Consider the following 19,607-nt stretch of genomic DNA (forward strand, 5'->3'; position numbering starts at 1 on the left):
CTCTCTTGTTTTGCCAGGTCTGGCACAAACGCAAGTGAAGCGCTCACAAACGGCAGACAGGTCGCAACATGTCCACGCAACAGCCCGCGTACTCGCAGAAACCTATGATGAGAACACCGGCCTCTTTCGCGGCACCGGCTGGTGGAACTCCGCCAACGGCATCTCCGCTCTCGTCGAAGCCGCCCGCGTGCTCCATGCCACCGAATTCGACGCTATCTTCCAGACCACTTTTAGCGCAGCGCAACACCAAGCTCCCGGCTTTCGGAATGAGTTCTACGACGACGAGGGTTGGTGGGCGCTCGCATGGCTGGATGTCTATGATCTCCGCGGTGACAGACGCAATCTAGAGATGTCGAAATCGATCTTCGACGATATGACGACCGGCTGGTCGGACACGTGTGGAGGAGGCATCTGGTGGAAGAAGAACGTGCGTTACAAGAACGCCATTGCCAATGAGCTCTTTCTGTCCGTCGCCGTGCGCCTTGCCGCTGCCACATCCGGCCAGGACCGTGCCCGGTATCTTGATTGGGCACAGAAAGAGGAACGCTGGTTCGTGAACTCCGGCATGATCAACGATCAGGGTCTTATCAACGATGGTCTTGACTCTGCCTGCCACAACAATCACGCGACTACGTGGACCTACAACCAGGGCGTTGTCTTATCCGGACTCTCAGGGCTGTCCAAACTCACGCATGATCCCGCGCCTTTGCAGCTCGCCGACCACATAGCAGCAGCCGTGGGACGGCAACTCGTCGATGCCCATGGCGTCTTGCACGATCCGTGCGAGCCGAACTGCGGAGGCGATGGTATACAGTTCAAAGGAATTTTGGTGAGGAATCTCGTCACGCTTCAGCAAGCTCACCCATCGCCTGAGATCGTCACGTTGCTCGATCAAAACGCGGAGAGCCTTTGGAGGAATGCCAGAACAGAAAATGGGCATTTCTCGGTGAACTGGGCCGGCCCGCCGCAGGATAGCGGAACAGGCAGCCTGATCTCTGCCTTAGACGCCTTGGCATCTCAAGTCCTCGTTGAGCAGCCAAAGAGACGATAGCTCTGCTGAACAGCTAGTTGCACCCAGGTTCTGGGTCTACGAGTATCTGTTCGCCAGGCAGGATAGAGCCAACATTGACGACGATGAACTGGTGGAGTTCCGCAAGCTGGTGAAGGCTTATGGCGGAATCACCCCGAAACAGATCAATCGACTTCTACAAGATTGAAACCCATCTGCACCCAAGGCCGATTTCACCTTTGCCTCCAGCTCAGTGTTCAATAGTTCATTCTGGCTATTTCTGAACGTTACTCGCGATCTAACACCTCGTTATGAGGCTTGAGCGTATCTGAAAGTAATTTGCGCGATCCACGGGGCACGTCCTTGAAGAAGTTCCACGATCAGTTGATAAGAACTCCAGGAACCACTAGGTGCCTGCGTGATACTTACTACGCTACCGCTGACGATTACCGAAACCTGGCAGATAGTACTACCGGCATCATTTGCTGGGCTGAGTGATATGTTGCATCCGGCACCGCTGACCGTTCCGGACGTATCAGCAAAAAAAGCTGAATACGATCCTATTGTGGGTGAATTGAACGAACCCCAACCTGACCCGTCTACGGTAAAGATGCTGTTGAAACTCGCGACCAGGTCTAGTTCTGTCGCATTTTGAATCAAGATAAGAACAATATCTTTCGTAGAACTGCCCGTAATTGGAAGGTCTGACCATCCACCTATAGCGTTGAAAAAAGTATGGGGATTGAGAACGCTTGCACGTATATAGTTGAACAACGTGGTAGGAAGTGATCCTTCTTGGGCATAGTAGTTATATGTCTGAAGGGTAGTGCTGTCCCCCGTAAGAGCAAGACTGCTACTCACTTCAGTGTAGGTTAAAGGATTCTTAACGATCATCCCTGGGCCTGGAGATGGAGTGCCTGTTACTAATGGCGTAACCTTGATCTCGAAATTGCTTACAACTGGAAGAAAACTTTGCAGTAGCTGTTGTATGTATCCCGGAAGAAGAGCTCGCGCATGAGCCGACGTGGCTGTCGATGGCCAATACAATGAATCTGGTCCCGAAGAAATGCACAACTGCGCAAATATCTGAAGCTTGCGCCAATCGGTCAAAATGGAATACTCAATTCGCGTCGATTCCATCAGCATTTGCTCGAAGCTGTTGAGCATCGTTTGTTGGAACTGAGCATAAGTCTGTTCAAGACTGGGTGGATTTGTTGCCTGATTGAGCTGTACCCCATTGACAGTAGTTTGAATAAGATTGGCGATCGCTGGAATCGCTACGCTGGCAAACTTTGCCGCTCCAGCCAATTGCTTCCCAGCTCCGGGATCGCCAAAATAGGTGCCCGCAATGCTACCGACAAGGTTCAAAGCGGTGTACAGCAGTCCCGCGCCCAATTGCCACCACTTCATCTTAACCTTCGAGCTCGGCTGGTTGGCAATTCCGGTTAGCGCAGCGATCTCGTTGAGCAGGCTCTGCTGACCATCCGTAAGCTCCAACACGAAGAGAGAGTATTGCTGAAAAAGAGCCTGAACAGCTTGCGCTGCTTCTAGTTCTAGAACTAACTCCGAAGCGGTAGTATCAAGATCCTTGTTAGCAGCCGCCATCGCTAGAATTCGGGTCTGAAAACTGGCGAGTGGTGCCGCGAGATTCGTGTATTGACCTCTCAGTCCCCCACGCGGCGGTCCGCCGACGCTGGCTGGCCATAATGCGTTCTCAATCGTTTCAATGTTAGGACTCTCACTAGGAAAAGGAATCGGCGGTTGGACAAGCAGTGTTTGTAACTCGAATCCAGGAAAGAAGTCCCATTTCTGCGCAGCGGTTAAACTGGACGAAGTATACGGGGTCATCGTCAATTGAGCGCCCGCTATGGGCACGGAACCATTCGCGGGAATCGTCAAAGCCAAGCCCGGATTGACCTGCGATACCAACACTCCACGCTCAGGCACCAGCCAGACCTGACTCGGATCAGGTCCTGAGTCTGGCGAAGTAGGAATCTTAGCGAAGACATATACGTTGTTGGCCGCGCCGCTTGCATCCAATCCTACGGTCAGAACCAGGCCCGGATCCCAGTCGTTCGAAAGATACCCATCGGCGGTCATCTGCCAGGTCGCGCCAAGCGAAAGACTGGACTGCAGTGCTGCTATAGCTTGAGTGTTCTCTGGCACTGCCTCATAGGTATCGTTAAGGTCCAAACTCCCCGTAACCTTCATTGGAAGGGAAACGCGGAACTTCTGGCTGGGTGTGCTCAACTGGCTCTGAATGGTAGTCCATTGATCGATCACAAGCGGGCAAGGAGCGATCTTCCATTGCTGGGTAGAGTGGAGATTCCATTCCTGGCTGTTAGAAAGCCCTGAAGATGGCGGGAGGGCATAGGCAGTTATCCATACATTGCTATTGACCTGACCATAAATGGTGCCAAGGATGACTAATTGCTGGGGGTTTTCGCTGGTTGCGTTAAGACATGCTTCATAAGACTGCCTTGTTGCAATCGTTCCTGCGAGATTCTTCAAGTCTGTCGAACCCGATCCATTCGGAAGAACGACGAACTGCTGTATAAGGTCAGGATCGAACCCGCCAGCCGTTAACGTCGGATTATTAGTTGCATTGTTCCACGTCGATGGTAGCCCTGGTGACGTTGTCGAAATACCGCTTGCCGTCGCGGTTCCAAGAGTTAAGAACATCTTGGGATTACCCGCGTTGACAATGTATCCCTCCGGGGTAATTGACCACTGTTGATAACCATAATCCTGCGTCGCCGCTATTGGCGTCATCGGATACAGACTCCACGACAAAACCCATGGGGCCCATCCCCCATTGTTGCCAGCCTGTAGTGACAAAACGAAAGCATCGTTAGCTTCCAGTTGGATCATGAAGTATTGGGCCATTGAACTGCTCCAACAAGAGAGATATTAGAAAAGCCCTTATATCACACTCGTATCAACAGATATGGGGGTCATAGATGATGGCCGCAAACGAATCGAGGCTCGGTTTGCTCGGCTGTGGCCCGTGATCCCAGAGACAGGCGAGGAGCATGTCTCGTGCGGGCTATCTTAGCCGCTTCATAAAACTTTTATGGTGCCCGGAGGGGGACTTGAACCCCCACGACCGGTTAAGGTCTGCGGATTTTAAGGCAGTTGTATATAACTTTAAATTACTCATTTCAAGCGTCTTATATGGTTACTGCACAGGAATGTGTAACTGAATGTGTAAATTTTCATTTTTTTTTGATCACCGAGCCAAAGACATTGCACAAAACTGAGGTCTGCAATGACGGAGGAGAAGTCTCCGAGGATTCGCCTTGTATTCGCTCGCTGGCTGATATAGCCTCGTCCGGTCATAGCTTTCGGATCTCAGCCGTCTTGGAGAGTGGATATGCTGCACGATAAGGTAGGCGACAAAAGCTTCATCACTGCGGGTCTGGATGCAGTAATCGACCATCTGAAGGAGCCGACCGGCGACAACCAAACCTCGATTGCCTCGGCCATTAGCTCTACTGACAAAGATGTTGTGGAGGCGGAACGCCTCGCACTTCTGCACCATTTCACTGCGATGAAATCCTCGGCATCGACCGAGCAGTCACATCGGGATGTCCACTATGTTTCCCGAGTTGACCCCGTGGGCGCGTTCCAAGCTGTGCTGGCCAAGCTCTTTAAAGAGATCCCGGGTTTGCAAGGATACGGCGACGCAAATCCAATATGGGCTACGACCTTGGTGGAGCAGGGTATCTACGATCTGAAGAGCTTCTTCCATCACGTTCATGACGATGTGAGCAGAAAAGAGCCTTTCATTGCTTCCGTTCTCAAAGAATGGAAGCAGTTGAAGTTTGAGCGAGCCCCTTATCCTGCGGGCCTTCCGGCGACGCTTCCTCTGAGTGACCATGCGAAAGTCGCTCTCCTAGCAGACTGGGGAGGAGATAATCCTGCCGCTAGGAAAGTTGCCGCCGTGGTGAACCGGCAGAAACCCGATCTGGCAATTCATCTTGGGGATATCTACTACGGTGGTATCGCTTCCGAGTGCGAGACATTTCTACGTCTATGGCCACTTCAAGCCATCGCTGGCAAACCCGGCGCGGGGATCCCTCCAAAATCAAGTCTCGCTCTAAACGGTAATCATGAGATGTACTCCGGCGGCGAAGCCTACTTTAGCGTAGTCCTGAAGGCCTTCGGTCAGCCCCAACCGTTCTTTTGTCTTGAAAACAAACATTGGAGATTGATCGGCCTAGATACCGCGTATGCGGCGGGTAGGCTGAAGCCAACGAGTGAAACTGATCCAATAGCTCCCCAGTGGAACTGGCTATTGAATCTCCTAAAGACTGGTGAAAAGAAGGCAAACATCTTCCTCACTCATCATCAGCCTGTATCTGCTCACACTGACGAGCATAACGACTCAGCACCGCTTCGAAGCGATATTGTCGACCTTATGGCCGTTGATGGAATTGGGCAAACTGCCATCTTTGGTTGGTTTTTCGGACATGAGCATCGATGCGCTCTCTACAGGGACTCCGAGCTTCCGTATAACGCAAGACTCATAGGCAACGGTTGCATTCCCCATCAGGTCCAAGAAGAAAAAGCAGCAGACGCGGGATGCAACAATGTCGATTACTTTAACAAACGACAGGACGCGATTGGCTCTGGAGCGGCTGTCTCGATGTATGCGCAGCTTACATTCCAAGGGAGTGAAAGTGCGGAGCTACTAATCGAATACATCGACGAAGATAACGAGGTTTGGGGTAGTGAAGTATGGAACGCCGAAAGAGGTCGTTTGGACGCGAGCGGCAAGTTTCAGGAGACGGACTTCGACAAACAACTCAGCGATCAGTAAGCGGTTGATCATGGCCTAAGAGCGAAACGGCACATTTATTCGATCGATCGGCCCCTCGACAGCGGTTGGTTATGGCGAAACGCCGCCGATTGTATAGCCAGCATGTTGCCAAATACGTCGGGAAGTGATTCCTCTGTGGCTAACCTATGTCCCTTCAAGCGCACAAGGTGCCCGCTGCATCTGTCCATTTACTGTTCTACAGTGGTGACCGCCGTCCGACCGGAGCGATTATGTGCCACCTTGGCGTCAGAAAGGTTTGCCCTGATGCTGATGAGCCTGAGACTCGCGTAAAGCTCATGATATGCCTGCCACGATGCGATCTGCGTTGAGTCGGTCAGCGTGCGACCCTGCTGATCATCTGCGCTGGCTGTGATTGCCACGGTTTCCAAGATGAGGCCGTAAGCGGCCATCCAGCCCTGAGCGAGTGCGTCAAAGATATATGGAGGCCCGTGGTCAACATGGCACCTCTCGCGGGTGAGGACCTCACCAGAATAAGGGCACGTCACCGGGCCGGACGACAACTGCTTTTCACGGAACGCAACAATCTGAGGCCTAATCGCCGTCCGAAGGGCGAGTTGCACTTGGGCCTTGACGTTGTGTTTGCCCTCGAAGCACTTATAAACACTGAAATCTGTGTTGGTGCCATCCAAGCGATAAAGGCGAAAGCACCGTTTGCGAAAATCATCCTGCGCGATGCTGAAATGGCTTACGCCGCAACCAATCTTCGAGTCTGCGTCCGGATGAAGGGACACGAGGTCCAACAAGAACCCATGTCCTGGCTCGACTACCCGCGTACCCATAGGCGGCCCATTCAAAATCAGTTGCATGTGCTCGATCGCCGATTTCTTAGTTTTGAAAACCCGTTCGCCGATCAGAATTTGCTTTGCCATTTAGTTCCCTATCAGGGTTGGACCCCAGTTTACGCGACATCATCAAAGCCCAGGTTCAGCGTATAGACGTCGGTCCGCTGAGCACGCACTTTCCGTGTCTGCCCGGTCAGATTTGTACTAGTTTGAGTGATAGGGACTGGGAAGCCGACGGGGCAGAGTTGCAAGGAAGCATCGATCACGGAGCAGACGTACTACCGCCGACGTCGAGAGTATGGCGACATAAAGCACAGTGGAGGGCCGATTCCAGGATAGCGAGTCGGCCCTAGTAACCGAATCTATCCGCGTTTCTAATTTGGGGAGGGTGCGGCTACGCCCGGTGCGGTCTGACAATCCGGGAGTGTGGGCATTGGTGAAGGGCTCGAAGGAGCAGCAGTCTGAGTCAGAGCATTTGCCAACGAGGCGTTGGTCACGAATTGGTATTTCCCGTCAGTCGTCACGATCTTGTTGGTCGCCGCGAATGTCTCGAAAGCACACACATCGGTGCCGATACGAAGTATCTTCATTGCTGTCAGTCGGTCTATCAGCGAGGGGAACATGGCCAGTGATGTCAGATTCTTATAGTCAATAGCATCGGGATCAGGGAGCGAAATGTAGGCTATTGTTCGCTTGGAAAACTGAAATAATTTCTTGCTTGTTTCAGACGGGGCCTTATTCCATTCCGACAGCGCTACCCCCTCGACCTGCAACCTCTTGATGGAGCTAGGCACCTTCAGCATCAGAATACCGGTTTGGGTTCCCAAGATAGATGATGCTCCAACTGTGGCACCTGCGGCGGCATTTGGTCTGAAGAACCAGTCCACATCGCAGTTTCCACTGACGCTCGTATATTGGAAGGCTATGGGCTGTGGTGGAAATAGATCTTGAAAAACAACGTTCATTGCGCTTGAAGCAGCCCCTACTTGAGTTGAAACTCCTGGATAAAAGCTGGCGAGCCCAGAAGCGACGTTGTTTATCGCTGTTGCGACGTCTGCTGTCTTCTGATTCTTAGTGGAACCTACTGTTTGCTGCGGAAGGGCACCAAGTACCTCAATGCCTTCGCCGAGACCGCATCCCTTAAGCGCCTTACCGTTACTATCAACCGGCGTGATCGTGAATTCCGCGTCCAGCCAATTTGGGTTCCGGTTGGTTTCTTGAGCGCTCTTTACGCTCTTGTCCAGATTCGCGGTCGCATCATTGGGAATGTTTACCAGAGGAGAGGCAGACATGTAGAAGATGATCGAGGGATAGTAGTAATCCTGATTGGCGATGAGGGCTTGTGTCTGTGCGTTGTTTGTCTGGGTAGCACTCGTAAGTGACGGTGTCGCGATATATCCCAACGGTCCAGCGACCGCGTTGAGAGAGACTCGTACAAAATCGGCTGAAGGAGTTCCGCCACCACTTTCAACTATTCCCGTGGTAAGGTCAGCCACACTTCCCTGCGTAGTAAGACTGTCTATTTTCAGATCCTTCAGTCCGACTGGCAACAGCGATCCACTATGCTGATTCGGTTCAGCTTTAATTAGATAGGAACCCTCCTCCAAACTATCCACCTGATATTGGCCAGCGTCGTCAGCGACTGTTTGCTTTACGAGAGCACCGGTAGATTTCTTGAAGATTGAGATTTTCGCACCGCTCACCGGTGCACCATCCTTATCCTTTACTTTGCCGGTTATGGACTTGGGCTGAACGGTTTGTGCGCCCGAGTTGTTTAAGGCACCGGCGACTACGAAACAGAACATCATGAGCGCATTAGCGAAGAATCGTGACAGAAGCCATTTGCTGGAGGTTTTGCTCATCAAGTCTCTCCTGTCGGGCATTGGAACTCTGGCAGCATACAAGAGCGCATGACTGCCACAACGGACAGAATGAGCCACTGACACTGACATAGTATGTGAAACGCAGTAAGACTAACCTAAGCTAGTTCTCATCGCAACCGAAATCCTGGCCTCCTGAAATCCTGGCATCGCGTAAGGCGGCAGGTGTGATTCGGGCAGACAAATCGTTTCCAGGATCGTGGCGGAGTTCAAAAGCATAGTGTTTCGCTCCTCTTCTTCCCCAGGAAATACGAGAGCGAGGATGCGGGCGGAGGCGCTTGAACCTTCACAGATGTTTTCTTACCCCTTCGGTCTTCGCAGTCCTGCCAGAAGCGTCAACCATCGCTTTTACGAATTCAGAAGGCCTCTCCCTAACTGAAGGCCGATAGGATCGGCCTCCCGCTGCAGAACATTCTGACGTAATGACTCAGGTTGAAGGGCGGTTGCTTTGGTGACTTCCCTGCTAAGCTCTTGCGCCAACGTTTTCGAATCGTTCGTGTACATCTTCACGTCGAACTGGGCACGCGAGACGGAAACATACGCCATGCGGCTATTCAACAGTTCGCCGTGGGCTTGCGAAGAGTCAACATGGATGAGCACGCGGTCGGCGGTCTGCCCTTGACTGCTGTGGCTCGTCACCGCATAGCCGTAGTCCAGATGAGGATGCTGCCGCGCGTTGAACTCAACGTCGCGGCCTGAGTCCATCTTCAGTTTCAGATTGCCACTGCCATCAATCCTCTCCACCGTTCCCAACTCGCGATTGGCGAGCTTCTGTTCGTGATAGGGAGCCGTCATCTGCACGCGGTCGCCCTGAGCGAACGTGCGCTCGCTGTCGCGGTAGACCGTCACGCCCTGCAAGCGGCGAGGATCGTAGCTCAACTCCTCACCACTACGCCGCGCCACCGTGACCATATTGCTCTCTCGATCTGTAGCGGTGACGCGGGCATATTCTCCGGCCTCGATGCCAAGCGGCTTCGATCCTTTCGAGTAGCGCAGCACATCACCCCGCTCATAATTCTGCGCGTACTGTCGATCAGCTCCCGTAAGGTCTTGACGTGTGTATAGCACATGCACGCGATGCTCGTCGCTGCTGACTTTGCCATTAACCTGCATCGCCTGATGTATATGGCTGTTGATCTCGCGGCGGGATTCGTTGTCGGGCGACACCACTAAGGTACGCTCTGGCGAACGCGTGTACTCGCGAGCGATTTCATTGATGCGTTCGCGCCGGTCGCCTATCTCGATCACGCGGTCTTGTTCGTTGAGAATTCCGATCGCTTCCCGCACTTCGCCACGCGCAAGATGCTCGACTACATCTTTCAACGCCGGGTCTTTCTGCCGGATGATCTCATCCAAGTGTGCCGTCCGCAACCCTGCGTCCTGCAACTGGCTATACGGTCGGCCAGCTTCGACGGCCTCATGCTGCCGTGTATCGCCAACGAACAACACACGGTCATTTTCCTTCAATCGCTCGACAAACGTGTGCATTTGTATCGTGCTCGCCATGCTCGATTCATCGACCACATAGAGCCTCTTCTGTCCACCGTATGGTTGCTCGCCACGCGCAAGATGTCGCTGCAACGTCTGTGTCTCGATGCCCGCCTCACCCAGCTTTTGCGCTGCTCTGGAGGTGGGTGCTAGACCTTCGATCTCATAGCCAGCACGCTCGGCGGCTTCACGGACGGCGGATAGGGATGTTGTTTTCCCTGCACCTGCCACGCCTTCTAAGCCCATCATCTGGTCTCGACTAGTCAGCACAGCATCGACTGCTTGCCGCTGGCTCAAGCTCAAATGCGCGTGTTGCTCCATCATCTGCTGACGCACATTGTCATCGGCCAACACGTCGTGCGTGCCTTGCCCCATCTTCATACGCTCGATCAGCTCGCGCTCGTAACCCTGCATTTCGCCGGTCGTGTATGCTCGACCAGCAAGCCCGGCCCTGCGGTCAACTTCGATTAGATTGCGTTCCTCCGCTCGACGCGCGAATTCGGCTTTGATCTCCGGCAAACGCGCTGCGCCCATCGTGTGTTTCAGCGCATCGCGCATCAGCGAACGCTCGTCGGCCACGGCCTCGCGCTCCATGCCGCGCTCTCTCGCGTAGCTCATACCCTCATGCGCAGTTCGCTGCGATGACTCCGGCCTCAGCTCGACCCCAGGTCGTTGCGCGGCTTCCGCAAGCACGCGCTGCGGTTGTTGCCCATACTCGACGGCCATCTGTTGATGACGCTCGCGGACTTCTTCATGAGAGAGCGGCTGCTTTGCATCGCGTGTCCGATGCGCCGCGATCTGGGCAGCACCAGCTCCAGCGGCTCCAAGAGCCTCTAGGTGCTCTACGATCTGCTGCCGTCGCGGACTGGATGCCTCCAGATACTCGCGCGAGTACCCCTTGATCTCCGGTTGTCCATGCTCGCCGCGCTCTATTTCGTAGCCCATACCCTGCAGGTGCGCAGCCAGTTCCGAGCGATAAACCGCCGTCGCGTACTGCTGCGTTTTATATAGCTCTTGCGGTTGCAATGCTCGCGTGTTTCCATCGGCGGTTTCAGTCACGTTGAACACGACCGCGTGTGTATGAAGCTGCGGCGCGGCGTAGCCATCAACGGGTCGGCTGCTGTCATGCTCGAATTTGGCGACCGCCCACGCGCCGGTAGTCTGCGCCGGAACGTTGCCACCCATGCGGGCCTGTACATACTTCTCCATCTCATCGAGCGCAGTCCGCACGCTCTCGCGATGCGCTTCGCGCACACGATCATCACCGCCGACAAGCGCGGTCAGCGAGACGGATTTCGGTGCGCTGAACGTTGCATCCCATCCAGCCCGATGTTCCATCGACCGCACAGTCTCCCCGCGCTCGTTCTGATACTCACGGGTCGTTTGATGACGCACTAGCTGCTCACCAGATGCTGGATGCTGACCTTCCGACAGCCGCGCGAACTGCTGCTCCCGCACCTCGCCGGTCATGCCCCACCGCTCTGCTAGGTGACCTTGCCACTCGCCGCGCACACGCTCGCCTTCTGTGTAGTAGTTCTCCTTGGCGTTGGCAAACTCTTCTTTGTGATACGTCTGAGCTTGCCTCGCGCTGATCGGTTTAGAGAGTGTCACCATGTTCGCTCACTCAAAATATGGATGCTGCTCAGTCACCTTAACCGGTTTTTGCTCCGGCTTATTTTCGGTGGGTTGCGGTGGCTTCCGTTGCATAATCGGCTCTTCGATAGCGACCGGCACGGACTGCGCTGCCGGTTGCGCAGGCACAATCGGCGTCATCTTTCGTTCGATGAATTTCTCGGTATGACTCGCCAGTTCGAGATACGGGAAGCGCATCTGCACGACAAGATTGCCATGCTTCAGATAGCCATGCAACGGGTCAAGACCGCCAACTTCGGACGCCATTACTAATGGCTCGCGTACGATGTCGCGCTGCTCACTCCCGCCCCCGGAATCACCCGTGTCGCGCGATTCACGGAACCGTTCGACTTCTATCTCGCCTATGGCCTTAGAAATCCATTCAGACGCGTGCGGCTCACTCGTTTTCAGAAAAATCTTCGTCGCTGGCTGGCTCAACATCGCCTCAGCAACGTGGCCGTACAGCGCCTCAACCTGGGCTTTTCCTTGGAAGCCCAGTACCATCGGATTATTCGATTTACGGTTCTCTGTTACCGCAGTCTTGAGCTGCGGAAGATGCTGCAAGCTCGCCAGTTCATCGAGCACGAACCACGTCTTTCTACGCGTTGTGTCGTCGTTCATCATGCGCAGCACAAGCAGGTCGAGCCACAGGCTCACAAGTGGGCGCATCCTTTCGCGCATCGTCGGCTTCGACGTAATGAATACCCACCCCTTGCGCTGCTGCGCCCAATCGACCGTGCTCCATCGCCGTTCGGTTTCACTCTCCTTAGGCAATAGTTTGAACGCGTCCGCTACTATATTCAGTGACCCCAGGACGCCGCTGCGCTGGTTCGCCGCGTGGCGGTCGATCATCGCCGCCATTTCGGTACCTTCGATCCGTTTGTCAATCTCCTCCGCATTGCACATCCAGTAGGTCAACTCTTGCGGCGTCGGCTTCAGATTGATCAGGTGCGCGAAGATTTTGCGGGGAGCTTCAACGAAGAACCTGTTCTCCCGGCCCTGATCCGGGAACAAGCTGACCGCTAACGTAAGCGCCTCCGCTTCATGCGGCACCTCATCGCCTGGAGTCCAGAACGGGCATCGCGCATCGAGCGGATTCAGAATCACATCGCCGCGAGACTCAGAGTAAAACTGCGGCAGATATTCCATCGCCGGGTCGTACACAATGGCGGCTTCGCCACGGTCGGAGATCTGCGAGAGGAGCTGCCGAATGGTCGCGCTCTTGCCTGTGCCAGAGTCACCCACGATCAGAAAGTGCATCGCCTCACGCTCGCGCGGAACGCGCACCCAGCGACTAAGGTCTTTGCGAACGAGACTATCCCACCATGTCCGCTCTTCGTTGACGAACGCAATACCATCAGGACGGCCCAGTTTGGCATTAAACTCCGCCGTCGTCACTAACTCTGGCCCACGCAACCGGCGACCATGTCTCCAAACCTTCCGCCGCGTTCGGTCCTTGGGAATCGCCACGAACAGTGCCAATACGAAGAACGTCGCCGTCCAAGCGACCGGTCGCTTTACAAAGTCCTGCAACCCTTGACCTTTGAAGATGAGCCGCCCAAGGAGAGCGTGCAGCTCTCGATCTTTGTACGTCACTGTCACATACTCCAACCGGTCGATGCCATCCTGCACGCCTTCATCTGTAATTTGGTAGCTGTATTGGCCATCCGGACTCCTCACCGGTTCGATCTCGTTGTCGACCAAGAGGCGCTGTCCCTTATCTGTAATACCTTCCAGCAGCTTGTACTTCGCCGTTGCAGTCGGCGACGCCTGGATCAGCGCCCCGCTCTTTATGTAGTCCGCCAGGTAGAGCTTTTGTGCCGCAGTTAACCCCGCCATGTACTCCACCGTGAACGCCCCCGCGAAGAATATGACTGTTAGCGGCAGGGTCACTAAGGTCCATACCCGTATCCGGCTTGGCCACGCTTTGCTGTATTCCTTACGCCCCCATTCCGCCATTCTCTGCGCCCACCTCCGACCGGGAATCCTGCGTCGCCGCATTAGCGGAGCGCAAGCGCTCCCGCGCCCGCTCCAACTTCGTCGCGTCGGCCCGCTCGATTAGACTGCGCAGCTCGTCCTCCTCCAAGGGGCCCTTGTCGGCCCGGTAGTAGAGGTTCAGGAGTAGCGCCCGAAGGGCCAGCACCTCAGCCAACACGACCTCGCCAGCCTCCGGCGTGGCCAGCAGAACGTCACGAACCCACTCCGAAAGAGTGAGACCCGACGAACGCGCGCGCTCTTCCAGCAACGCGAACTCTGCCTCACTGACCTTTGTGCCGACTGATTTCGTTCGTAATGGCGGCTTCACACGGCACCGCCTAGGTTCAGGAATGAATCGCAGTCGCATGTTCGCCGCTCGCTGCTCAGATTCGGGCAGCGGGGCCTAGCGCGGGCTAAAGGCTTGGAACTCATCTGGTTCCTCATCAGCAACCTGCGTTCGCCTCTAAGATAACCCGATTCTCAATGTTTTTCCATTAGCTCCTGTGTTTTCAGCAGGTTCCCGAGCAGCAACCTACGGTTGCTGTGCAGCACCCATTCTGGGGTGACGTGTCACCCTCCATCCGCTGCGTAGCAGCGTCGAGCTGCCCGCTACCCAAACGTTAGGCTGAACCGCAATTATTTTTGCGAGCGGTGATACAAAACCGTCCAGCGAACCGTATTTATTGGTGCTATCCTTCGCTTCAAATCGCCTTGAGGGGTAGGAAACGAATCGAGACTACTACCTTTTGAGGAAGCACAATATCCGATCTGCGCTCTGTCGATGACGCGGGATTCCGGAGGGGAACCATGAATTCTGAGGGCATCTCATACTTCCCCCGTTCTCTGGGGGAGAAGGCAAAGGCAGACCTAGTGCGCCTAGGTTCCCCATCTTTAATTACCCAACTTCAGCCGAAAGCGAATTCTGCTATTGCCGGTTCTAGCGAGGACCTCGCCGCCCAAACCGATTCTGAACTGCTCCTTGCCATCGGAGCTGGGAGCAGGGACGCACTCTCCATCATGTTCAAACGACATGCCAAGCGCATTCACTTTGTTTGCCAACGCATTCTTAGAGACGAGACGGAAGCAGAAGACCTTGTGCAGGATGTCTTTATTCACCTGCTACACAAGGCATCCCAGTACGATCCTGCGAAGGGCTCGGCTATCTCTTGGATGATCCAAATGACATATCACCGGGCCTTTGATCGCAAAAGGTATCTAAGCATTCGGGGCCACTACGACCACGGCGTGCTCAATGACGAGTTGCTAGAGAGCCCATACGGGCAGGTGTCGATCACGGAGATGGCCGCAAGATCCCTCTTGGAACGTCTTCGCAGTGAACTCTCCGAGGACCAGTTTCGCGTTCTCGACCTGCATCTCTTCCACGGATACAGTCTTGATGAGATCGCGAAGGATGCCGATCAGAATCTCGGCGCGGTCAGGAATCAATACTATAGAGGGCTCAAGCGAGTCCACGCTTACATTTTCCCAACAGGCAAAGGAGAAGAGACTATCGCGACTCCTGAGCACATCAGAGGGTTTAGCCGATGAACCCTCGCTGGCACGAAGAATTCCTTTCCCTATGCGCACTTTTCCCTACGGGAGAACTGACAGACGAGGAATGGGCCCTCCTCCAGGTACATCTTGCATATTGCGATTCCTGTTTAGCGGCATTCCGGGAGTACGAGAAAATTGGTCGTGACGTATTACCGGCCATTGCTGCCAGCGCAAACTCTGAAGACGAGTACGAAGGCGATTGCGAATCATCTTCCTTCTCCTTGGAGGACGCCGAGTATCGACTGAATCAGAAGTTGGGTATGCATGAGGGCGTTGAGGAATTCCCCGCGCGTGCGAAGCTGCCCATGAGGATAGCGTTTGGATTGATCGCAGCTAGCATAGCGGGCGTTGTATGTGTGGGGATCTCTCACGTACGTCATGAAAGAGCGTCGTTCGAAGTAGCCTCTCACAATGCGCGATCGGTTCCCGAAGCTCATAGCCCAGTGGTGCCCAGGAACAACAGTGACCATGAACTCGAAACGGCACGTCGCGATGAACTGGAACTCCAGCACGAACTTAACAAGTTGGCGCTGGCAAACCAGCAGGCGAATGCCAAGATCGCGACGCTGAATGACCAGTTGAAAGCGAATCAGGCAGAGGACACAGAGGTCAGCCAGCAAAGAGACGCGGCGAACCAGCAGCTCGCCCTCAAACTAGCAGAGAGCAAGGTCCTCCGCGATAGCTTGTCTGCCGCTAAAGCGACTGCTGACGAACAGTTGGCACAGTCGTCCGCACTTGAGACCAAACTCCGCGAAGCGAAATCCGAACTCGAAGAGGGAGAGCGAATGCACTCTCTCGACAAAGAACTCTTGGCTCATGATCGCGATATCCGCGATCTGATCGGGGCACGCGATCTGTACATTACTGACATCGTTGATGTCACAAAGACTGGGAAGCCCGCGAAACCGTTTGGCCGCGTCTTCTACACCAAGGATCGCTCCCTTGTCTTCTATGGCTACGACTTGGATAAACAGTCTGGCCTCGCTCAGTCGGCTTCTTTTCAAGCGTGGGGTAGCAGCGAAGATGGGGAGAACGTGAGCCTCGGGATGTTTTATCAGGATGACTCTCACAAACGCTGGATTCTGAAGTTCGACGATACAAAGACGCTGGCGCATTTGAACAAGGTCTTCGTCACAGCAGAACCGCATGGCGGAAGCCCAAAGCCTACAGGGAAGCCGCTTCTTATTGCGTACCTTCAAGTAAAAGCCAACCATCCATAGTGGCGAGTTCAACCCGCGATATCAGCCCTCCAATTCAACGTGACTGACGTATATACCGACTGGGCGCTACAACTGATCTAAAAATCGCATCAGGATAGGGTCATCTCGCCATCGCCGTTTACCGTTTCGTGGGCTCAAGAGCTTCAGTTGTGTACGAAATCGCTCCGGGGTGAGCTGCAGATAACGTTCCGCCGACGCGAGACCCACCTGTCCGAGGTAGGCCGATAGAATTGGGATCATCTGATGCATATTCGCGCCGTGCTTTAGCCAAGTGGTGAGGCGATGAACCGCGAAGGTATGTCTCAAGTCATGCAACCTCGGTTGAAGGCGTGACCCTCCAGATCTTGATACCCCACATGCAATGCGTATCTTTCGAAAACGTGCTGACAGAATCGACGACTCGATCCTCTTCCCTCCACACGTTCGCAAGAAGAATCCATTCGGATCGCTCCCTGAATTATGACGTTTAGAATAGAGACGAAGGATCTTGCAAAGGTCGTCTCCAATAGGCAACATCCTTCCGAGAGCGAATTTCTCGCTGTAGAGAGTCACCTGCTTTGACTTGAGATTCACGTCCTTGCACCGCAGCCGGAGCACCTCACTCACAAATGCTCCCGTTCCATACAGAAAAAATAGTGTGGTACGGAAGGTGTCGACGTCGACGCTGCACCCCTTCTGTGTATTTGGGATCTCCCTGATCAGGCGACGCAGCTCAGCGCGAGAATATATGTATGGAAGAAATGTCGTGCGTCCACCACCCCGAGCACCAGGCATTACAAATCCAGAAATCTTTTCCCGCGCCTGCCAGTATTCGAAAAATCGATAAAGAGCGAAGTATTTGCTTCGCCATGTCGACAGCCCCGTTAAGGGACCATTCAGGAATGTTTCTATGTGAACCTCTCGGATATCGCAGAGCGCCATGTTGCCGACGCGACGGCCGAATGACCGAAGGATAGCCGAAGGTCTGGCCACTGGCTTCTCCCTTGAACGTTTCGAATTAGAGTAGATATCCAGAGCTTCACTGAGGTTCACTTCAATCCTTCTAGCCGAAATTGTGCGACTTTGCGTAGAGAGCGAACATCGCAGCGAGCGTAGATGCTCACAGACTTCAGATCTCTATGGCCCAAAAAATCCGCTATTTGGTGGAGCGACGACCCTTTATGGAGTAGCCGCGTTGCACACGCATGTCGCAATGAATGGACACCTACGTGATTGAGTTGCACCCCGAAACTTCTTAGGCGCGGTCCGACAGCCCTCCATAGTGAAGTGGTTGAAACTGCGACATAAGGCGCGCGAAGAGATACAAATAAAAGCCGCGACGCGCATCGAGGTCGGTCTTGCTTTAGGTAGGCCAAGATAGCTTCTCCAACCTCATACTCCATTGGGAAGTGTTGAACACCGCCGCGCTTTGCCCTTCGCACCATAAACGTTTCGTTGCGCCAGTCGAAGTCCTCCAATTGAAGACCGATGACCTCACTAGCACGCAGCCCGTAGATGGCGCAAAGCATCAGCATCGCTTTCGCCCTCCGTTCAGAGGCCTTCTGACCTTTGAACGACCTCAAGAGCTTCTTTACTTGGGGCCAGGTTGGGCCTTTCGACTCTCCTGTATTTCGAGGGACTCTCGGACTCTTGATGCCTTGGTGAATTCCTCTGTCACACCAGTTTCTCGACTCAGCGAAACGAAGAAATGACCTAATTGCCTGACAATGCGAAGCAATGGCCTCCGCTTTCCATTCCTCCATCACTTTTTCTTGCATGAAGGCATCCACATCAAGAAGCGAGATCCCGCTCAGATTATGATTGCTCCTTGAAAAGAACTTCAAGAATGTACGCGCCTTTGACTCATATGTCTCCACAGTCCGGTGGACGAGTCCCCTGTTGTAGACAAGCGAATGTGAATAGGCTCTGAGCAGCTCTTCAAACCACATTTCTTGGGGACGTTCGAGCTTGCGGTGAAATGAAAGCCAGGCTTTTGCAGCTCTCATCAGGGGATAGGCCGCGACTCTCGTAGGCGTTCTCACCCGATACGGACAATCGAGGTCCGCCCATATCTTGCCCGCCTTCGCTATCTCATCCAGACTTACGATTCGAATTTCTTCCAACCCGATGATCTGAACGATGTAAACCAGATAGTGAGCAACGCTCGCAACATAAAGCGGGTCAACACACTTTTTTAGAAGGTGATCGAGATATTGCTCCCGCTCAAGCAGAAGGGCTGTTCCACGGTGCCGCGCTCGCGTCGCGGGTACGGAAAACAGGGCATCAATTGCCGTCGATTGCGCTATTAGGCGAGCGTCAGATGACGAGGAGACAGATGTCATCGTCGGTTACTCTCATGAAGTTTAAGGTGCGACCCACTTGTCATCTTTTCCGCGCTTGCAATGATTCAAGGTATACACGTAGTTGAGCGAATCTGTTCATACGTGAGAAGAAACCGGGCCTGCCGCATGGACAGCCCCAGAGACAATGGCCGCTATGCGTACCAAGAGCAATACTTCGGTGTGCCGTCCCACTTGGAACCCGCACCGAACTCGAAATGGACCGAGTTACGGTCGTTGTAGACAGTAACGCGGTGCTGAGTAATTTCACCGTGATGCCTGCCGGGAATCGCCGTTACCTCCCCACACATAAAACCCGTCTCTTTCAGGTCGCGAGCTATGGGTTGCAGCCAAACGAAGTTCGCAGACGTCTTGACCACTTCGTAAAAGTCAATGTTGGTCTGGTCATAGCCCATGAGTTGTAAATCACGTCACTCACCGCGAGGGTGTGGGGTTGCCGCCGCTTCTCGTGCTGCTGCGCCTTGTATTGCGCGTGAGCGTCGAGCGATGCGAAAAACTCCCTGATCCGCTGGTTACGCTGTTCTTCGTTGCGGAACCGAAAGTGCCACTCTACTTTTGACCGCTTACCACTATAGGCAACAGCCAAGAGCCGCTGACCTTGCGAATAGGTGTAGACAACGCCGTGGGTATGCTCCACGGCAGTCGAGTTTTCAGGGATAAATCGGGGAAACTTCATGATGTTCGCTCCTTTGTGATTGCTTTTGCCTTTCATGCCATCGTCGGCATGTACCTACATGCCGAACGCCCAAGTGGCGAGCGCGGGGTAGCAAGGCGCAAGGGGAGGGGGATCACCCACCCTTGTAACGAGAGCGCAGCGGCAAGTGGAAAGGGCGAAGCGTAGCGGAGGTCTGCACAAGCGCAGCGCGGAAGACTGCGGGAAACC

The 19,607-nt window shown here is 54.2% G+C and carries 15 protein-coding genes; 5 read left to right on the plus strand and 10 right to left on the minus strand.

What is annotated here, in order from left to right; translation table 11 throughout:
* Nucleotides 1–34: 34 nt before the first annotated feature.
* Together ACIX8_RS15610 and ACIX8_RS26590 are read left to right on the plus strand one after the other, a co-directional pair.
* The gene (locus tag ACIX8_RS15610) at nt 35–1,051 is read left to right on the plus strand and encodes a glycoside hydrolase family 76 protein (protein ID WP_190273673.1); all 1,017 of its coding nucleotides are present in this window, start codon (nt 35–37) and stop codon (nt 1,049–1,051) included.
* Nucleotides 1,029–1,217, plus strand: coding sequence for a type II toxin-antitoxin system RelE/ParE family toxin (locus ACIX8_RS26590; RefSeq protein WP_044176868.1), 189 nt, complete (start codon nt 1,029–1,031; stop codon nt 1,215–1,217). Before ACIX8_RS15610 ends, ACIX8_RS26590 begins: the two co-directional genes overlap by 23 nt.
* A 101-nt stretch (nt 1,218–1,318) precedes the next feature.
* Here ACIX8_RS26590 and ACIX8_RS15620 read toward each other — a convergent pair whose 3' ends face one another.
* The gene (locus ACIX8_RS15620; protein ID WP_014266331.1) at nt 1,319–3,895 is read right to left on the minus strand and encodes a hypothetical protein; all 2,577 of its coding nucleotides are present in this window, start codon (nt 3,893–3,895) and stop codon (nt 1,319–1,321) included.
* Between the two features lie 487 nt (nt 3,896–4,382).
* On the opposite strand from ACIX8_RS15620, the gene ACIX8_RS15625 reads away from it, so the two are divergent.
* The gene (locus ACIX8_RS15625; protein ID WP_014266332.1) at nt 4,383–5,831 is read left to right on the plus strand and encodes a metallophosphoesterase family protein; all 1,449 of its coding nucleotides are present in this window, start codon (nt 4,383–4,385) and stop codon (nt 5,829–5,831) included.
* A 188-nt stretch (nt 5,832–6,019) separates the two neighbouring features.
* On the opposite strand, the gene ACIX8_RS24670 is transcribed toward ACIX8_RS15625, so the two are convergent.
* From ACIX8_RS24670 to ACIX8_RS15650, 5 genes are all read right to left on the minus strand, one after another.
* Nucleotides 6,020–6,721 (minus strand): DCL family protein, encoded by a 702-nt coding sequence (locus tag ACIX8_RS24670; RefSeq protein ID WP_014266333.1) that lies wholly within the window; start codon nt 6,719–6,721, stop codon nt 6,020–6,022.
* A gap of 287 nt (nt 6,722–7,008) precedes the next feature.
* Nucleotides 7,009–8,496 (minus strand): carboxypeptidase-like regulatory domain-containing protein, encoded by a 1,488-nt coding sequence (locus tag ACIX8_RS15635; RefSeq protein WP_014266334.1) that lies wholly within the window; start codon nt 8,494–8,496, stop codon nt 7,009–7,011.
* 366 nt (nt 8,497–8,862) lie between these two features.
* Nucleotides 8,863–11,616, minus strand: coding sequence for a MobF family relaxase (gene mobF / locus ACIX8_RS15640; protein WP_014266336.1), 2,754 nt, complete (start codon nt 11,614–11,616; stop codon nt 8,863–8,865).
* 6 nt (nt 11,617–11,622) lie between these two features.
* Nucleotides 11,623–13,593 carry a type IV secretion system DNA-binding domain-containing protein gene (locus ACIX8_RS15645; protein WP_014266337.1) on the minus strand — a complete coding sequence of 657 codons (1,971 nt, stop codon included), beginning with the start codon at nt 13,591–13,593 and terminating at the stop codon, nt 11,623–11,625.
* Nucleotides 13,574–13,939, minus strand: coding sequence for a plasmid mobilization protein (locus tag ACIX8_RS15650; protein WP_014266338.1), 366 nt, complete (start codon nt 13,937–13,939; stop codon nt 13,574–13,576). Before ACIX8_RS15650 ends, ACIX8_RS15645 begins: the two co-directional genes overlap by 20 nt.
* Nucleotides 13,940–14,418: 479 nt before the next feature.
* Between ACIX8_RS15650 and ACIX8_RS15655 the strand changes: the two genes are divergently transcribed.
* Both ACIX8_RS15655 and ACIX8_RS15660 read left to right on the plus strand, forming a co-directional pair.
* Entirely contained in the window at nt 14,419–15,159 is a 741-nt protein-coding gene (locus tag ACIX8_RS15655; RefSeq protein ID WP_014266339.1) for an RNA polymerase sigma factor, read from the plus strand.
* Nucleotides 15,156–16,385: an anti-sigma factor domain-containing protein gene (locus ACIX8_RS15660; RefSeq protein ID WP_014266340.1), complete on the plus strand. Its 1,230-nt coding sequence runs from the start codon at nt 15,156–15,158 to the stop codon at nt 16,383–16,385. Before ACIX8_RS15655 ends, ACIX8_RS15660 begins: the two co-directional genes overlap by 4 nt.
* 66 nt (nt 16,386–16,451) lie before the next feature.
* Here ACIX8_RS15660 and ACIX8_RS26595 read toward each other — a convergent pair whose 3' ends face one another.
* From ACIX8_RS26595 to ACIX8_RS25670, 4 genes are all read right to left on the minus strand, one after another.
* Nucleotides 16,452–17,306 carry a tyrosine-type recombinase/integrase gene (locus ACIX8_RS26595; RefSeq protein WP_396248609.1) on the minus strand — a complete coding sequence of 285 codons (855 nt, stop codon included), beginning with the start codon at nt 17,304–17,306 and terminating at the stop codon, nt 16,452–16,454.
* Nucleotides 17,307–17,413: 107 nt separating this feature from the next.
* A complete protein-coding gene (locus ACIX8_RS24675) occupies nt 17,414–18,706 on the minus strand; it encodes a site-specific integrase (RefSeq protein ID WP_014266342.1) in 1,293 nt (430 codons plus the stop codon).
* 152 nt (nt 18,707–18,858) lie between these two features.
* Nucleotides 18,859–19,014: a hypothetical protein gene (locus ACIX8_RS25980; protein WP_190273674.1), complete on the minus strand. Its 156-nt coding sequence runs from the start codon at nt 19,012–19,014 to the stop codon at nt 18,859–18,861.
* A gap of 26 nt (nt 19,015–19,040) precedes the next feature.
* Nucleotides 19,041–19,400, minus strand: coding sequence for a PH domain-containing protein (locus tag ACIX8_RS25670; RefSeq protein ID WP_150110626.1), 360 nt, complete (start codon nt 19,398–19,400; stop codon nt 19,041–19,043).
* Nucleotides 19,401–19,607 lie beyond the last annotated feature (207 nt).

It is taken from the genome of Granulicella mallensis MP5ACTX8 (assembly GCF_000178955.2).
Classification (GTDB): Bacteria; Acidobacteriota; Terriglobia; order Terriglobales; family Acidobacteriaceae; genus Granulicella; species Granulicella mallensis.